The following is a 15,907-nucleotide window of genomic DNA, read 5'->3' as shown; positions in this document are numbered from 1 at the left end:
CCGGGCAACCCGCCCGGCCGCGCGGCGCAGTGCCGCGAGCCCACAGGACCTCAGGGCCGCAGAACCGCCATGCCCCCGTCCCGCCACGAGCCGGACGGGGGTCCGGTCGGGGAGGTGGCATGGACAGGGAGAAACGAGCAAGGTGGCAACACCCAAGTCGCGCCCGCGCGACGGCTACCCAGGGCGGGCGCTGGCCCTCATCCTGGTCGTCACCGTCGGACTGGTCGCCCTCATGTTCGGGACGGGCAACACCAAGCCCCGGCTCGGAATCGACCTCGCCGGTGGCACCAGCATCACGCTGACCGCGAAGTCGACCGACCCCAAGGCGGTCAACAAGTCCAACATGGACATCGCCGTCGGGATCATCGAGCGCCGGGTCAACGGAATGGGTGTCTCCGAGGCGGAGGTCCAGACCCAGGGCTCGGACACGATCATCGTGAACATCCCCAAGGGCGGCGACCGGCAGAACGCGGCGGACCAGGTCGGTACCACCGCGAAGCTGTTCTTCCGTCCGGTCCTGGCCGTGGCGCCCAGCGGCGTCACCCCGCCCGCGCCCACCGGCACCCCGTCCGCCGGCGCGACCGGCAGCCCGAGCGCCGCCCCCTCGGGCAGCGCCACCCCGTCGGCCACCGCCTCGGCCTCGGCGGGCGCGAGCTCCTCCGCCAGCCACGCGCCGACCGCCTCGGCGAGCGCCACCAAGCAGGGGCGCGCCGTCGGTGAGGCCCTGGCCGCCGAGGGCGCCAGCCCGTCGGCCGCCGCCACCGGCGCGAGCACCGCTCCGTCCGCCGCCGCCACCGGCTCGGCGGCCCCGGCCGCCAGCGGCGCCCCGAGCGCCCAGCCCACCGCGCCGAGCGCCGCCGACCTGAGCGCCGCGATGACCCAGGGCACCGTCCCGCCGGAGCTGGCCGACGCCTTCGCGAAGCTCGACTGCACCAAGCCCGAGGTCCGCGCCGCCCAGACCGGCGCCGAGGACAAGGCCATGGTGGCCTGCTCCCAGAAGGCCGAGCACGGCTACTACGAGAAGCTGGCCCTCGGCCCCGCGGCCGTGAAGGGCGCGGACATCTCCAAGGCCCAGGCGGGCCTCGACACCCAGACCGGCGGCGGCTGGCAGGTCCAGCTGCAGTTCAACGGCGCCGGCACCGACGCCTTCTCCAAGGTCACCGGCCAGCTGGCCACCCAGACCCCGCCGGCCAACCAGTTCGCGATCGTGCTGGACAACCAGGTGGTCTCGCACCCGCAGGTCAACGGCCCGATCCCGGGCGGCAGCGCGGTCATCACCGGACAGTTCTCCCAGGCCGAGGCGCAGGACCTCTCCAACGTGCTGAGCTACGGCGCCCTGCCGCTGGAGTTCACCAAGAGCGACATCACCACCGTCTCCCCGGCGCTGGGCAGTGACCAGCTCAAGGCCGGTCTGGTCGCCGGTGCGATCGGCATGCTGCTGGTCGTCGCGTACTCGCTGATCTACTACCGCGGCCTGGGCCTGGTCTCGATCGCCGGTCTGCTCGTCTCGGCGGCCCTGACCTACTCGATCATGAGCCTGCTCGGCGGCGGGATCGGCTTCGCGCTGAACCTGCCGGCGGTCTGCGGTGCGATCGTCGCGATCGGCATCACCGCCGACTCCTTCATCGTGTACTTCGAGCGCATCCGCGACGAGGTCCGCGAGGGCGCGGCGCTGCGCCCGGCGGTCCAGCGGGCCTGGCCGCGTGCCCGGCGCACCATCCTGGTCTCGGACTTCGTGTCCTTCCTCTGTGCCGCCGTGCTCTACGTGGTCTCGGTCGGCAAGGTCCAGGGCTTCGCCTTCACCCTGGGTCTGACCACCGCGCTCGACGTCGTGGTGATCTTCCTCTTCACCAAGCCGCTGATCACGCTGCTGGCCCGGCGCAAGTTCTTCTCCGAGGGTCACCCGTGGTCCGGCCTGGACCCGAAGCGGCTGGGCGCCCGCCCGCCGCTGCGCAGCAGCCGTCGCCGTAGCTCCTCCTCTGCCGCCGTGAAGGAGGCCTGACACCGTGTCACGCTTCTCCAATCTGGGCCACCGGCTCTACCAGGGCGAGGTCAGCTTCGACTTCGTCGGGCGCCGTAAGCTCTGGTACTCGATCTCCGGTGTGATCGTGCTGGTCGCGGCGATCGGCCTGGCCATGGGCCTGCACCTGGGCATCGAGTTCAAGGGCGGTTCGGTCTACACCGTGACCAAGCCCGGTCTGACCGTCTCGCAGGCGCAGGACAAGGCCGATGAGGTCGTCTCCTCGCACCCGCTGGTGCAGTCGACCGACGGCAACAAGATCCGCATCCAGGTCAGCACCGACGAGACGAAGAGCTCCGACGAGGTCCGCTCGCAGCTCGCCGAGAAGATCGGCGTGCCGCTGGACACCGTCGAGGCCCAGGTCATCGGCCCCAGCTGGGGCAAGCAGATCTCCAACAAGGCGCTCACCGGCCTGATCATCTTCATGGTCCTGGTGACGCTCTACCTGGCGATCGCCTTCGAGTGGCGGATGGCGGTGGCCGCCCTGGTCGCCCTGATCCACGACCTGCTGATCACCATCGGTGTGTACGCCCTAGTGGGCTTCGAGGTCACCCCCGGTACGGTGATCGGGTTCCTGACGATCCTCGGTTACTCGCTCTACGACACGGTCGTCGTCTTCGACACCGTGAAGGAGAACACCAAGGACCTCACCAAGCAGAACAAGCGCACCTACAGCGAGGCGGCCAACGCCGGCCTCAACCAGACCCTGGTGCGTTCGCTCAACACCACCGTGGTGGCGCTCCTGCCGGTCGCCGCGCTGCTGTTCATCGGCGGCGGCCTGCTGGGCGCCGGCACCCTGAACGACATCTCGCTCGCGCTGTTCATCGGCCTCGCGGCCGGTGCCTACTCCTCGATCTGCGTCGCCACCCCGCTGCTGGCGCAGCTCAAGGAGGAGCAGCCGGAGATGAAGGCCCTGCGCAAGCGGGTCCTGCAGCACCGGGCCGCGACCGCCAAGGCCGAGGGCTCGGACGCGACGCCGACGGACGAGGGTGCGGACGGGGACCAGCCCGCGGGTATGGTCGGTCAGCGCGGTCGGGCGGCCGGTGCCGCGCGACCCAAGGGCCGTCCGTCCACCAAGCGCTGAACCCAGACCCTAAGGACACCACCGTGACCACCGCCGACATCACCCTGGCCGAGCTGCTGAACAGCCGGATACGGGACGTCCCGGACTACCCGAAGCCGGGTGTGCTGTTCAAGGACATCGCACCGCTGCTCGCCGACGCCGAGGCCTTCGGCGCCCTGACCCGGGCGCTGGCCGACCGGGCGAAGGAGCTCGGGGCGACCAAGGTGGTGGGTCTGGAGGCGCGCGGCTTCGTGCTGGCGGCCCCGGCGGCCTTCGCGGCCGGACTGGGCTTCGTGCCGATCCGCAAGCAGGGCAAGCTGCCCGGCGACGTGTTCCGGCGCTCGTACGAGCTGGAGTACGGCTCGGCGACGCTGGAGGTGCAGTGCGACGCCTTCGAAGCCGGTGAGAAGGTGCTGGTGGTGGACGACGTGCTGGCCACCGGCGGCACCATAGGCGCCTCGCTGGACCTGGTGAAGGAGGCCGGCGCCGAGCTGGCGGGCGTCGTGGTGCTGATGGAGCTGGGCTTCCTGGACGGCCGCGAGCGGCTGGCCGGGCACCTGAACGGCGCCCCGCTGGAGACGCTGGTCACGGTCTGAGGGACGGGCTCGGCGACGGGCTGAAGGGACGGCGGTCGGATCATCCGACCGCCGTCCTTGCGTTGACGGGCCCGGCTGGATGAACACCGGGCCGCCCGGCTCGGTACCATGAAGATTCATCCCCTCCCGGTTGTGCCCGGACCGCACGGGCCTCGGCGGGGGGTCGGCCCCGGTGCCCCGAGGAGTGTCCTTGCCCGACGAGGTTGTGCCCACGGCCGCAGCGGCCGCCCCCGAAGACCGTCCCACGCCCTCGGGGGCCACCCCGGCACGCCCGGCGCCCACCTCCTCGCGCCAGCTCGCCCCGCTCAGCCGCGGCTCCGGTACCGGTGGCGGCATGCGCGCCCGCCTGGCCCGTCTCGGCGGCCAGCGCTCCAGCGTGCTCAACCCCGTGCTGGAACCGCTGTTCCGCTCGATCCGGGCGAACGACCCCAAGGCCGACCCGGCGCTGCTGCGCGACATCGAGCGTGCCTACGCCGTCGCCGAGAAGTGGCACCGCGGGCAGAAGCGCAAGAGTGGTGACCCGTACATCACCCACCCGCTGGCCGTCGCGACCATCCTCGCCGAGCTCGGCATGGACGCCCCGACGCTGATGGCCGGGCTGCTGCACGACACCGTCGAGGACACCGACTACGGCCTGGAGACCCTGCGCAAGGACTTCGGCGACTCGGTGGCCCTGCTGGTCGACGGCGTCACCAAGCTCGACCGGGTCAAGTTCGGCGAGGCCGCCCAGGCCGAGACCGTCCGCAAGATGGTCGTGGCGATGGCCAAGGACCCGCGGGTCCTGGTGATCAAGCTGGCCGACCGCCTGCACAACATGCGCACGATGCGCTACCTCAAGCGGGAGAAGCAGGAGAAGAAGGCCCGCGAGACGCTGGAGATCTACGCCCCGCTGGCGCACCGGCTGGGCATGAACACCATCAAGTGGGAGCTGGAGGATCTCGCCTTCGCGATCCTCTACCCCAAGATGTACGACGAGATCGTCCGGCTGGTCGCCGAGCGCGCCCCCAAGCGGGACGAGTACCTGGCGACCGTCATCGACCAGGTCCAGGCGGACCTACGCGGCGCCCGGATCACCGCCTCCGTCACCGGCCGGCCGAAGCACTACTACTCGGTCTACCAGAAGATGATCGTCCGGGGCCGGGACTTCGCCGAGATCTACGACCTGGTGGGCATCCGGGTCCTGGTCGACACCGTCCGCGACTGCTACGCGGCGCTGGGCACCATCCACGCGCGGTGGAACCCGGTGCCGGGGCGGTTCAAGGACTACATCGCGATGCCCAAGTTCAACATGTACCAGTCGCTGCACACCACGGTGATCGGTCCCGGCGGCAAGCCCGTCGAACTCCAGATCCGCACCTTCGACATGCACCGGCGGGCCGAGTACGGCATCGCCGCCCACTGGAAGTACAAGCAGCGCGCGGTCGCCGGGGCGTCCAAGGTCCGCACCGACACCCCGACCCAGGTCCGCAAGGACGACAAGGCCGGCGCCGTCAACGAGATGGCCTGGTTGCGGCAGCTGCTGGACTGGCAGAAGGAGACCGCCGACCCGGGCGAGTTCCTGGAGTCGCTCCGCTTCGACCTGGCCAGCAACGAGGTCTTCGTCTTCACCCCCAAGGGTGACGTGATAGCCCTGCCCGCCGGGGCGACCCCGGTCGACTTCGCCTTCGCGGTGCACACCGAGGTCGGCTACCGGACCATAGGGGCCCGGGTCAACGGACGGCTGGTGCCGCTGGAGTCGACGCTGGAGAACGGCGACACCGTCGAGGTGTTCACCTCCAAGGCGGAGAACGCCGGCCCGTCCCGGGACTGGCTGGGCTTCGTCAAGTCACCGCGCGCCCGCAACAAGATCCGCGCCTGGTTCTCCAAGGAGCGCCGCGAGGAGGCGATCGAGCACGGCAAGGAGGCGATCGTCCGGGCGATGCGCAAGCAGGGCCTGCCGATCCAGCGGATCCTGACCGGCGACTCGCTGGTCACCCTGGCCCACGAGATGCGCTACCCCGACATCTCCTCGCTCTACGCCGCCATCGGCGAGGGGCACGTCGCTGCGCAGAACATCGTCCAGAAGCTGGTCCAGGCGCTCGGCGGCGAGGAGGGCGCGACCGAGGACCTGGCCGAGACCGCGACCCCGACCCACGACACCCGCCGGGCCGTCCGCCGCCGGGCCAAGGGCGACCCGGGCGTGATCGTCAAGGGTGTCGAGGACGTCTGGGTCAAGCTGTCCCGCTGCTGCACCCCGGTGCCGGGCGACCCGATCGTCGGCTTCGTCACCCGCGGCAACGGCGTCTCGGTGCACCGCGCCGACTGCGTCAACGTCGAGTCGCTGAGCCAGCAGCCCGAGCGGATGATCGACGTCGAGTGGGCGGCCACCCAGTCCTCGGTCTTCCTGGTGGCCATCCAGGTCGAGGCGCTGGACCGCTCCCGGCTGCTCTCGGACGTCACCCGGGTGCTCTCCGACCAGCACGTCAACATCCTGTCGGCGGCGGTCCAGACCTCCCGGGACCGGGTGGCGATGAGCCGCTTCACCTTCGAGATGGGCGACCCGAAGCACCTGGGCCACGTGCTCAAGGCGGTGCGCGGCGTCGAGGGCGTGTACGACGTCTACCGCGTCACCTCCGCCCGCAAGTGACCACGGCATGAGGAAGGCCCCCGGGGAGCTCCCCGGGGGCCTTCGCCGTTCAGTCGGCTGGGATCAGCCGCTGAACTCGTCCTGGCTCTTGTGCGCCTGCTCCAGCAGCGTCTGCACGCCCGCCAGCTCGGACTCCAGCTTGGCGGCCCTGGAGGCGTTGCCGGCCGCGCGGGCCTTGTCCAGGTCGGCCTGCAGCTTGTCGGCCTTCGCCTGGAACAGGCCCACCATGCCGGCCGCGCGGGCCTTGGCCTCCGGGTTGGAGCGCTTCCACTCGGCGTCCTCGGCCTCGCGGATCGCCCGCTCGACCGCGTTCAGCCGGCCGTCCAGCTTCGGACGGACGTCGCGCGGCACGTGCCCGATCGCCTCCCAGCGCTCGTTGACGTCGCGCAGCGCGGCCTTGGCGGCCTTCAGGTCGGTGATCGGCAGGATCGCCTCGGCCTCGGCGGCCAGCGCCTCCTTGAGCTTCTGGTTGCCCACCTGCTCGGCGTCCCGCTCGCTGAACACCGCGGAACGGGCCTGGAAGAAGACGTCCTGCGCGCCGCGGAACCGCGCCCACAGCTCGTCCTCGACGTCCCGCTGCGCCCGGCCGGCGGCCTTCCAGCGCGCCATCAGGTCGCGGTAGGCGGCCGCGGTGCTGCCCCAGTCGGTGGACGAGGACAGCGCCTCGGCCTCGGTGACCAGCGCCTCCTTGGTCTGCCGGGCGTGGTCGCGCTCGGCGTCCAGGGTGGCGAAGTGCGCCTTGCGGTGCTTGGAGAAGACCGAGCGGGCGTGCGAGAAGCGGTGCCACAGCTCGTCGTCGCTCTTGCGGTCCAGCCGCGGCAGGCCCTTCCAGGTCTCCACCAGGGCGCGCAGCCGGTCCCCGGCCTCCCGCCACTGGGTGGACTCGGCGAGCTGCTCGGCCTCGGCGACCAGGGCCTCCTTGGCGGAGCGGGTCTCGTCCTGGGCCTTGGCGCGGGCGGCCTTGCGCTCCTCCCGCCGGCTCTCGATCTCACCGGCGAGCGTGTCCAGCCGCTTGGCCAGCGCGTCCAGGTCCCCCACCGCGTGCCCCTCGGTCACCTGCGCGCGGAGGTGCTCCAGCGCGGTCTGGGCGTCCTTGGCGGCCAGGTCGGTGGTGCGCACCCGCTTCTCCAGCAGGCCGATCTCCACCTCGATGCCCTGGTACTTGCGCTCGAAGTAGGCGAGGGCCTCCTCGGGCGAGCCGGCCTGCCAGGAACCCACGACGCGTTCGCCGTCGGCCGTCCTGACGTACACCGTGCCCTGCTCGTCCACACGGCCCCACGGGTCGCTGCTCATAGCGCGTCCTCCACATGACGTCGCGCCCGCGCCGGGGCGGCGCGCGTCCGTCGTCCACAGTTGATGTGCGGCGGACCGATGAGTCCGCCGTCCCCGTCCGCCGTGCCTTGCTGCCGCGGGTGACGGCTGGGCGGGTCCGGGCACCCTATACAACGCCAACATAGGCGACCAGGCCCGGTGCTGTCCGCATCCGGGCCGGGCGATTTCGTTCCGGGGCCCGGCGGGGGCGCCCCCGGGCGCCCGCCGCCGAAGACCTCGGGGTCTGTCAACCCTTCGACACGGTAACCGAGTTGAAGGTGACGTCGGCCATCGGGTGGCCGTCCGAAGAACCCTCCAGGGTGCCCGCGGCGGCGATCTTCTGGACCACGTCCAGGCCGCCGGTGATTTTGCCGAAGGGGATGTAGTTCGGGGGCAGCTGGGTGTCCTTGTAGACCAGGAAGAACTGGCTGCCGTTGGTGTCCGGGCCGGAGTTGGCCATCGCCACGGTGCCCGCCGGGTAGGCGGCGCCGGTCAGGTTCTCGTCCTTGAACTTGTAGCCGGGGCCGCCCATGCCGCCCGGGACGGTCGCGCTGGCGGTCGGGTCCCCGCACTGGAGCACGAAGATGCCGTCGGTGGTGAGGCGGTGGCACTTGGTGTGGTCGAAGAACTGCTCACCGGCCAGGAAGGCGAAGGAGTTCACGGTGTGCGGGGCCTTGGCCGCGTCCAGCGCGACCGTCACCTTGCCGCAGTTGGTGTCCAGCGCCATGGTGTACGAGCCGCTCGGGTCGATCGTCATGGCCGGCTCGGTCTTGAACTGCTTGCCGTTGGGCGCGCCCGGCGCCGGGGCGGCGCAGCCGTCGACCGGCTTGCGGGTCGGGGCGGCCGGCTGGGTGGGGGTGGCCTGGGTCGGCGCGGCCTGGGGGGAGGAGGCGGCCGAAGTCGCCTTGTCCGAGTCGAACGCGCCGGTGGCGAACAGCGTGCCGCCGCCGGCCAGCACCACGACGGCGAGCGAGGTGCCCATGATCGTGTTGCGGCGCTTGCGGGCGGCCGCCGCCTCGGCGCGGCGCTTCTCCTGGCGCTCGAATTTCTCGCGGGCGAGCTGCCGCCGCCGCTGTTCGCTGCTGACCACCGGCCGTGTCTCCTGAGGATGTGCGGAAAGAGTGGATGGATTCCGAAGCGGATCATCGCATCCATCGGCGGCCAAGTGTAGGGACCGGGCCCGTAAGAACACGGTGAACCGCCCCGACGGCCCGGCCCGCCACCGTGATCTGGTTCGCAACCGGACCCGGCCCGCCGGTAGGCTGCCCTTACACATCACTACTGGTAGCCATCGCAGCCTGTCGCCGCACACCCGAAGGACGCGCGTGTTCATCGCCGGATTCCCCGCTGGAGCCTGGGGCACCAACTGCTACCTGGTCGCGCCGGCGGCGGGCGAGGAGTGCGTCATCGTCGACCCCGGCCACCAGGCCGCCCGCGGCGTCGAGGAGCTCGTCCGCGAGCACCGGCTGAAGCCCGTCGCCGTGCTGCTCACCCACGGCCACATCGACCACGTCGCCTCGGTGGTCCCGGTCTGCGGCGCCCGCGGCGTCCCGGCCTGGATCCACCCCGAGGACCGGTACATGATGGCCGACCCGGAGAAGGCGCTCGGCCGCTCCCTGGGCACCCAGCTGATGGGCGAGCTCACCGTCGGCGAGCCCGACGACGTGCGCGAGCTCACCGACGGCAGCGTGCTGGAGCTGGCCGGCCTGAAGCTGACCGTGGACCACGCCCCGGGCCATACCGGGGGGTCGGTGACCTTCCGGACGCCCGGTGCCGAGGACCTCCCCCCGGTGCTGTTCTCGGGCGACCTGCTGTTCGCCGGCTCCATCGGGCGTACCGACCTCCCGGGCGGGGACAGCGAGGCGATCATGAGCTCGCTGGCCCGGGTGTGCCTGCCCCTCGACGATTCCACCGTGGTCCTCTCCGGCCACGGCGGTCAGACCACCATCGGCCGCGAGCGCGCCACCAACCCCTACCTCCGACAGGCAGCGGGGGCGGCCGGCGCCCCGGCTTTCCCGCGACGAGGAATGTGACGGAAGAGAAGTTGAGCACCTTCACCGCCCCCAAGGGCACCTACGACCTGCTGCCCCCCAGCTCCGCGACCTTCCTGGCGATCCGCGAGCGCATCGCCGCGCCCGCCCGCCGGGCCGGTTACGGCTACATCGAGACCCCGGTCTTCGAGGACGTGAAGCTGTTCTCGCGCGGTGTCGGCGAGTCCACCGACATCGTCACCAAGGAGATGTTCTCCCTCACCAAGCGCGGCAAGGAGGACCTCGCGCTGCGCCCCGAGGGCACCGCCTCGGTGCTGCGCGCCGCGCTCCAGGCCAACCTGCACAAGGCGGGCAACCTGCCGGTCAAGCTCTGGTACTCCGGCTCGTACTACCGCTACGAGCGCCCGCAGGCCGGCCGCTACCGCCAGTTCTCCCAGATCGGCGCCGAGGCGATCGGCGCCGAGGACCCGGCGCTGGACGCCGAGCTGATCATCCTGGCCGACGACGCCTTCCGCTCGCTGGGCCTGAGCAACTACTCGCTGCTGCTCAACAGCCTCGGCGACAAGCAGTGCCGCCCGGTCTACCGCACCGCCCTGATCGAGTTCCTGTCCGGCCTGGACCTCGACGAGGAGACCCGCCGCCGCGCCGAGATCAACCCGCTGCGCGTCCTGGACGACAAGCGCGAGTCGGTGCAGGAGCAGCTGGTCGGCGCCCCGATGCTGCGCGACTTCCTGTGCGAGGACTGCAAGGCGTACGACGAGAAGGTCCGCGAGCTGCTCACCGCCAACGGCGTGGCCTTCGTCGACGACCCGAAGCTGGTCCGCGGTCTGGACTACTACACCCGCACCACCTTCGAGTTCGTGCACAACGGCCTCGGTGCCCAGTCCGCGATCGGCGGCGGCGGCCGCTACGACGGCCTGTCCGAGATGATCGGCGGCCCGGCGCTGCCGTCCGTCGGCTGGGCCCTCGGCGTGGACCGTACCTACCTGGCGTTGGAGGCCGAGGGCGTCGTCCTCGACCTGCCGGCCGCCACCTCGGTCTTCGCCGTCGCGCTCGGCGAGGAGGCCAAGAACGTCCTGTTCGCCAAGGTGGTCGAGCTGCGCCGGGCCGGCGTCGCCACCGACCTCGCCTTCGGCGTCAAGACCATCAAGAACGCCATGAAGTCCGCCGACCGGTCCGGCGCCCGCTTCGCCCTGATCGCCGGTGACCGGGACCTCGCCGAGGGCGTCGTCCAGCTCAAGGACATGAGCACCGGCGAGCAGACCCCCGTCGCCCTCGACGCACTCGTCACCACCCTGAAGGAGAAGCAGCTGTGATCCGCACGCACGACGCGGGCACGCTCCGCCCGGAGCACGCAGGCACCACCGTCACCCTGGCCGGCTGGGTCGCCCGCCGCCGCGACCACGGCGGCGTGGCCTTCATCGACCTGCGCGACGCCTCCGGCACCGTGCAGATCGTGGTCCGCGACCTGGACTCGGTGCACGGCCTTCGCGCCGAGTACTGCGTCAAGGTCGTCGGCGACGTCCGGGTCCGCCCCGAGGGCAACGAGAACCCGGAGATCCCGACCGGCGCCGTCGAGGTCGTCGTCAGCGGGATCGAGGTGCTCTCCGAGGCCGCCCCGCTGCCGTTCCCGGTCGCCGAGTACGAGCCGGGCACGGTCAACGAGGAGGTCCGGCTGCGCTACCGCTACCTGGACCTGCGCCGCGAGGGCCCGGCCAAGGGCCTGCGGCTGCGCTCCAAGGTCAACAACATCATCCGCCGGGTGATGGAGGAGAACGACTTCCTCGACATCGAGACGCCGTACCTCACCCGCTCCACCCCCGAGGGCGCCCGCGACTTCCTCGTCCCGGTCCGCCTGCAGCCCGGCCACTGGTACGCGCTGCCGCAGTCGCCCCAGCTGTTCAAGCAGCTGCTGATGGTGGCCGGCATGGAGCGCTACTACCAGATCGCCCGCTGCTTCCGCGACGAGGACTTCCGCGCCGACCGCCAGCCGGAGTTCACCCAGCTGGACATCGAGGCCTCGTTCGTCGACCAGGAGGACATCCTGGCCCTCGGCGAGAAGATCATCGGCGCCGTCTGGCGCGAGGTGCACGGGTACGAGATCCCCAACCCGCTGCCGCGGATGACCTACGCGGACGCGATGGGCCGCTACGGCTCCGACAAGCCGGACGTCCGCTTCGGCCAGGAACTCACCGACCTCACCGAGTACTTCAAGGGCACCGAGTTCCGCGTCTTCCAGGCCCCGTACGTCGGCGCCGTGGTCATGCCGGGCGGCGCCTCGCAGCCGCGCAAGCAGCTGGACGCCTGGCAGGACTGGGCCAAGGCGCGCGGCGCCAAGGGCCTCGCCTACGTGCTGATCGACGCCGAGACCGGCGAGCTGCGCGGCCCGGTCGCCAAGAACCTCTCCGAGGAGCACCTGGCCGGCCTCGCCGCCGCGGCCGGTGCCAAGAACGGCGACGCGGTCTTCTTCGCCGCCGGCAAGGAGCGCGCCTCGCAGGAGCTGCTGGGCGCCGCCCGTCTGGAGATCGGCCGCCGCTGCGAGCTGATCGACGAGTCCAAGTGGGCCTTCCTCTGGGTCGTCGACTTCCCGATGTTCGAGCCGATCGAGGACGACAAGGGCGCGTTCCAGGGCTGGCACGCGGTGCACCACCCGTTCACCGCCCCGACCGCGGAGTCGCTGGCCACCTTCGACACCGACCCGGGCGCGGCCCTGTCCAACGCCTACGACCTGGTCCTCAACGGCTCGGAGCTGGGCGGCGGTTCGATCCGTATCCACCAGCGCGAGGTCCAGAAGCGGGCGTTCGACGCGATCGGCCTCTCCGAGGAGGAGGCGGCCTCGCAGTTCGGCTTCCTGCTGGACGCCTTCAACTACGGCCCGCCGCCGCACGGTGGTGTCGCCTTCGGCCTCGACCGGATCGTCACCCTGCTGGGCGGGTACGACACCATCCGCGACGTCATCGCCTTCCCGAAGACGTCCACCGGCGGTGACCCGCTGACCGGCGCCCCGACCCCGATCACCCCGGCGCAGCGCCGCGAGGCCGGCGTCGACGCCCAGCCGAAGGTCCGCGAGGACGCCAAGTCGGAGGCGCAGCCCAAGGGCTGACACGGCGTCATCGGCTAACCTTCAACGGCCCCGGACGGTCCACCCACCGTCCGGGGCCGGTCCACAACGACGTGTGACACAGGGAGGGTTGACTCATGCAGGTCACTCAGGTCACCACGAGGGTCGAAAGCCCGCAGGACGCCCCGGCGACCAGACGGGTCCACATGGCCGCGTTCCCCGGCCCGGACGAGGCGGACCTGGTGGACGCGCTGCGCCGCGATCCGGCCTGGCTGCCCGGCCTGTCGGTGGTCGCCGTGGACGAGGGCGGGCTGGTGATCGGACACGCCCTGCTGACCCGGCTGCGGGTCGGCGACGGCGGTGGCGGCGCCGGCAACGCGCTGGCGCTCGCGCCGGTCGCGGTCGCGCCGGAGTGGCAGCGCAAGGGCGTCGGCGAACTCGTCGTCCGGGCCGCGCTGTCGGCGGCCGAGGAGGCGGGGGAGAAGCTGGTGGTCGTCCTCGGCGATCCGGACTACTACGGCAGGTTCGGCTTCACCCCGGCCGGGCGGCACGAGGTCACCGGCCCGTTCGAGGTGCCGGACGCGTACTTCCAGGTGCTGCCGCTGGCGGCGTACGACGGCGGTCCGCGCGGGCTGTGTCGCTACCCGGAGCCCTTCGTCGGGGTCTGATCGCCCTTTTCGCTCCGCCGACCTGCGAGGCCACCGTTCTGCGCCTACGGTGAAGGGTCATCAGCAGCAGTCGGACGGAGGACCCGAGGGTGACCACCGAGGAGCGGGCCGCGAACCCGGAGCGACTGGCGAGGAGGCCGTACGAGCGGGAGCTGCTGCGGCTGCAGCAGGAGTTGGTGAAGCTCCAGGAGTGGGTGCGGGTCGAGGGGGCCCGCGTGGTGGTGGTCTTCGAGGGGCGGGACGCGGCCGGCAAGGGCGGCGCGATCAAGCGGGTGACGGAGTACCTGAACCCGCGCATCGCCAGGGTCGTGGCGCTTCCCACCCCGACCGAGCGGCAGAAGACCCAGTGGTACTTCCAGCGGTACGTCGACCAGCTGCCGGCGGCCGGGGAGATCGTGCTGTTCGACCGCAGCTGGTACAACCGGGCCGGGGTCGAGCGGGTTATGGGCTTCTGCACCGACGAGGAGTACTGGCAGTTCCTGCACCAGTGCCCGACCTTCGAGCAGATGCTGATCGAGGCGGGCATCCTGCTGCGCAAGTACTGGTTCTCGGTGAGCGACACGGAGCAGGAGCGGCGGTTCCGGGACCGGCTGGAGGACCCGATGAAGCGCTGGAAGCTCTCCCCGATGGACGTCGAGTCCATCGAGCACTGGGAGGACTACTCGCGCGCCAAGGACGAGATGTTCCTGCACACCGACACCCCGGACTCGCCCTGGCACGTGGTGGAGAGCGACGACAAGCGCCGGGCCCGGATCAACATGATCGCCCATCTGCTCTCCACCGTGCCGTACCACGAGATCACCCCGCCCAGGATCGAGCTGCCGCCCCGCCCGGCCCCGCGCGGCTACCAGCGGCCCCCGCGCGATCTGCAGAAGTACGTTCCGGATCACGCTGCCGGACTGGAGTAGACAGGGCGCGCCGGGCGCTGCTGTCGAGGACGGCCCGGCGGGGCGCCCGGGCGGCCGGAGGAGTCCGAGGCCGTGCCGCCGGACCGGCGAGCCCTGCAGGGACAGGGCTGTCGGTCGCCTCAACTAGGCTTCCGGTGTGGACGAACCGGACCTCTTCACCGCCGCCGCCGAGGAACGCCAGAGCAAGGAGCCCGGGCGGGCGCCCCTGGCCGTACGCATGCGCCCGCGCACCCTGGACGAGGTGGCCGGGCAGCGGCAGCTGCTGAAGCCCGGGTCCCCGCTGCGGCGGCTGGTCGCGAACTCGCGCGGGCCGGCGGCCACCAGCTCGGTGATCCTCTGGGGGCCGCCCGGCACCGGCAAGACCACTCTCGCCCATGTGATCAGCCAGGCCGTGGAGGGCCGCTTCGTCGAGCTGTCCGCGATCACCGCCGGGGTCAAGGAGGTCCGGGCGGTGATCGACGGCGCCCGGCGGGCGGTCGGCATGTCCGGCCGGGAGACGGTGCTCTTCCTGGACGAGATCCACCGCTTCTCCAAGGCCCAGCAGGACTCGCTGCTGCCGGCCGTGGAGAACCGCTGGGTCACCCTGATCGCGGCGACCACCGAGAACCCGTACTTCTCGGTGATCTCCCCGCTGCTGTCCCGCTCGCTGCTGCTCACCCTGGAGTCGCTGACCGACGAGGACATCCGGGCGCTGCTGCGCCGCGCGGTGGCCGACGAGCGCGGCCTGGAGGGCGCCCTGGAGCTGACCGCGGAGGCCGAGGACCACCTGGTGCGGCTGGCCGGCGGGGACGCCCGGCGGGCGCTCACCACGCTGGAGGCGGCGGCCGGGGCGGCGCTGGAGAAGGGCGAGGCGAGCATCACGCTGGCCACCACCGAGACCGCCGTCAACCAGGCGGCGGTGCGCTACGACAAGGACGGCGACCAGCACTACGACGTGGCCAGCGCGCTGATCAAGTCGATCCGCGGCAGCGACGTGGACGCCACCCTGCACTACCTGGCCCGGATGATCGAGGCGGGGGAGGACCCGCGGTTCATCGCCCGGCGGCTGATGATCTCGGCCAGCGAGGACGTCGGCCTGGCGGACCCGACGGCGCTGCAGACGGCGGTGGCGGCGGCCCAGGCGGTGGCGCTGATCGGCTTCCCGGAGGCCCGGATCATCCTGTCCCAGGCCGCGATCGCGCTGGCGCTGGCGCCGAAGTCCAACTCGGCCTACCTGGCGATCGACGCGGCGCTGGCGGACGTCCGGCAGGGCCTGGCGGGCGCGGTGCCGCCGCACCTGCGGGACGCCCACTACGGCGGTGCGGGCAAGCTCGGCCACGGCAAGGGCTACCAGTACCCGCACGACCTGCCGGAGGGCATCGCGGCTCAGCAGTACGCGCCGGACGCGGTGCACGGCAGGGAGTACTACCGGCCGAACCGGCGCGGCGGCGAGGTCCGGTACGCGGACACCGTGGAGTGGACGCGCGGGCGGCTGCGGGGGGAACGCAGGGTGGAGCGGAAGGCGGAGAAGGTGGAGCAGGCCGACACGGCCGACAGGACCGAGAAGGAGACCGATCGGCAGCCCGGGGAAAAGGGCGACTGAGCCGGCGGTATACTTCGTCGGAGTGCCATGTCCCGGGACGGCGGCGGGGGAGACCCCACCGACCGGCCGCACCAGCGGGGC

12 protein-coding genes are annotated in these 15,907 nt (G+C 71.6%); 10 read left to right on the top strand and 2 right to left on the bottom strand.

All coding sequences use genetic code 11. The annotated features are described in order from the left end of the window. Positions 1-142: 142 nt before the first annotated feature. From secD to ACGF12_RS20025, 4 genes are all read left to right on the top strand, one after another. Entirely contained in the window at positions 143-2,002 is a 1,860-nt protein-coding gene (secD, locus tag ACGF12_RS20040) for a protein translocase subunit SecD (protein WP_393031481.1), read from the top strand. A 4-nt stretch (positions 2,003-2,006) separates the two neighbouring features. Then, on the top strand, positions 2,007-3,104 hold the full coding sequence (secF, locus tag ACGF12_RS20035) for a protein translocase subunit SecF (protein ID WP_393031478.1): 1,098 nt from the start codon (positions 2,007-2,009) through the stop codon (positions 3,102-3,104). Positions 3,105-3,127: 23 nt separating this feature from the next. Beyond that, complete coding sequence (locus tag ACGF12_RS20030) at positions 3,128-3,679, top strand: adenine phosphoribosyltransferase (RefSeq protein WP_393031475.1); 552 nt, start codon at positions 3,128-3,130, stop codon at positions 3,677-3,679. 172 nt (positions 3,680-3,851) lie between these two features. Continuing rightward, positions 3,852-6,305 carry a RelA/SpoT family protein gene (locus ACGF12_RS20025; protein ID WP_393031472.1) on the top strand — a complete coding sequence of 818 codons (2,454 nt, stop codon included), beginning with the start codon at positions 3,852-3,854 and terminating at the stop codon, positions 6,303-6,305. A 63-nt stretch (positions 6,306-6,368) separates the two neighbouring features. Here the strand turns inward: ACGF12_RS20025 and ACGF12_RS20020 are convergent, their stop codons facing one another. Together ACGF12_RS20020 and ACGF12_RS20015 are read right to left on the bottom strand one after the other, a co-directional pair. Continuing rightward, positions 6,369-7,598: a DUF349 domain-containing protein gene (locus ACGF12_RS20020; protein ID WP_393031469.1), complete on the bottom strand. Its 1,230-nt coding sequence runs from the start codon at positions 7,596-7,598 to the stop codon at positions 6,369-6,371. A 265-nt stretch (positions 7,599-7,863) separates the two neighbouring features. Then, complete coding sequence (locus ACGF12_RS20015) at positions 7,864-8,706, bottom strand: peptidylprolyl isomerase (RefSeq protein ID WP_393031466.1); 843 nt, start codon at positions 8,704-8,706, stop codon at positions 7,864-7,866. A gap of 235 nt (positions 8,707-8,941) precedes the next feature. On the opposite strand from ACGF12_RS20015, the gene ACGF12_RS20010 reads away from it, so the two are divergent. The 6 genes from ACGF12_RS20010 (at position 8,942) to ACGF12_RS19985 (ending at position 15,826) form a co-directional block, all read left to right on the top strand. Beyond that, the gene (locus tag ACGF12_RS20010; RefSeq protein WP_387624969.1) at positions 8,942-9,649 is read left to right on the top strand and encodes an MBL fold metallo-hydrolase; all 708 of its coding nucleotides are present in this window, start codon (positions 8,942-8,944) and stop codon (positions 9,647-9,649) included. Positions 9,650-9,660: 11 nt separating this feature from the next. Further along, on the top strand, positions 9,661-10,923 hold the full coding sequence (gene hisS / locus ACGF12_RS20005; RefSeq protein ID WP_393031463.1) for a histidine--tRNA ligase: 1,263 nt from the start codon (positions 9,661-9,663) through the stop codon (positions 10,921-10,923). Further along, positions 10,920-12,710, top strand: coding sequence for an aspartate--tRNA ligase (aspS, locus tag ACGF12_RS20000; protein WP_393031460.1), 1,791 nt, complete (start codon positions 10,920-10,922; stop codon positions 12,708-12,710). Before hisS ends, aspS begins: the two co-directional genes overlap by 4 nt. A 95-nt stretch (positions 12,711-12,805) precedes the next feature. Next, the gene (locus ACGF12_RS19995) at positions 12,806-13,336 is read left to right on the top strand and encodes a GNAT family N-acetyltransferase (protein ID WP_393031457.1); all 531 of its coding nucleotides are present in this window, start codon (positions 12,806-12,808) and stop codon (positions 13,334-13,336) included. Between the two features lie 89 nt (positions 13,337-13,425). Further along, positions 13,426-14,244 (top strand): polyphosphate kinase 2, encoded by an 819-nt coding sequence (ppk2, locus tag ACGF12_RS19990; protein WP_393031454.1) that lies wholly within the window; start codon positions 13,426-13,428, stop codon positions 14,242-14,244. Positions 14,245-14,380: 136 nt separating this feature from the next. Further along, complete coding sequence (locus ACGF12_RS19985; RefSeq protein ID WP_393031451.1) at positions 14,381-15,826, top strand: replication-associated recombination protein A; 1,446 nt, start codon at positions 14,381-14,383, stop codon at positions 15,824-15,826. Positions 15,827-15,907: the final 81 nt, after the last annotated feature.

It is taken from the genome of Kitasatospora sp. NPDC048296 (assembly GCF_043201815.1).
Classification (GTDB): domain Bacteria; phylum Actinomycetota; class Actinomycetes; order Streptomycetales; family Streptomycetaceae; genus Kitasatospora.
The sequence above is the reverse complement of the archived record's forward strand: the minus strand, read 5'-3'. Positions and strand labels throughout refer to the sequence as shown.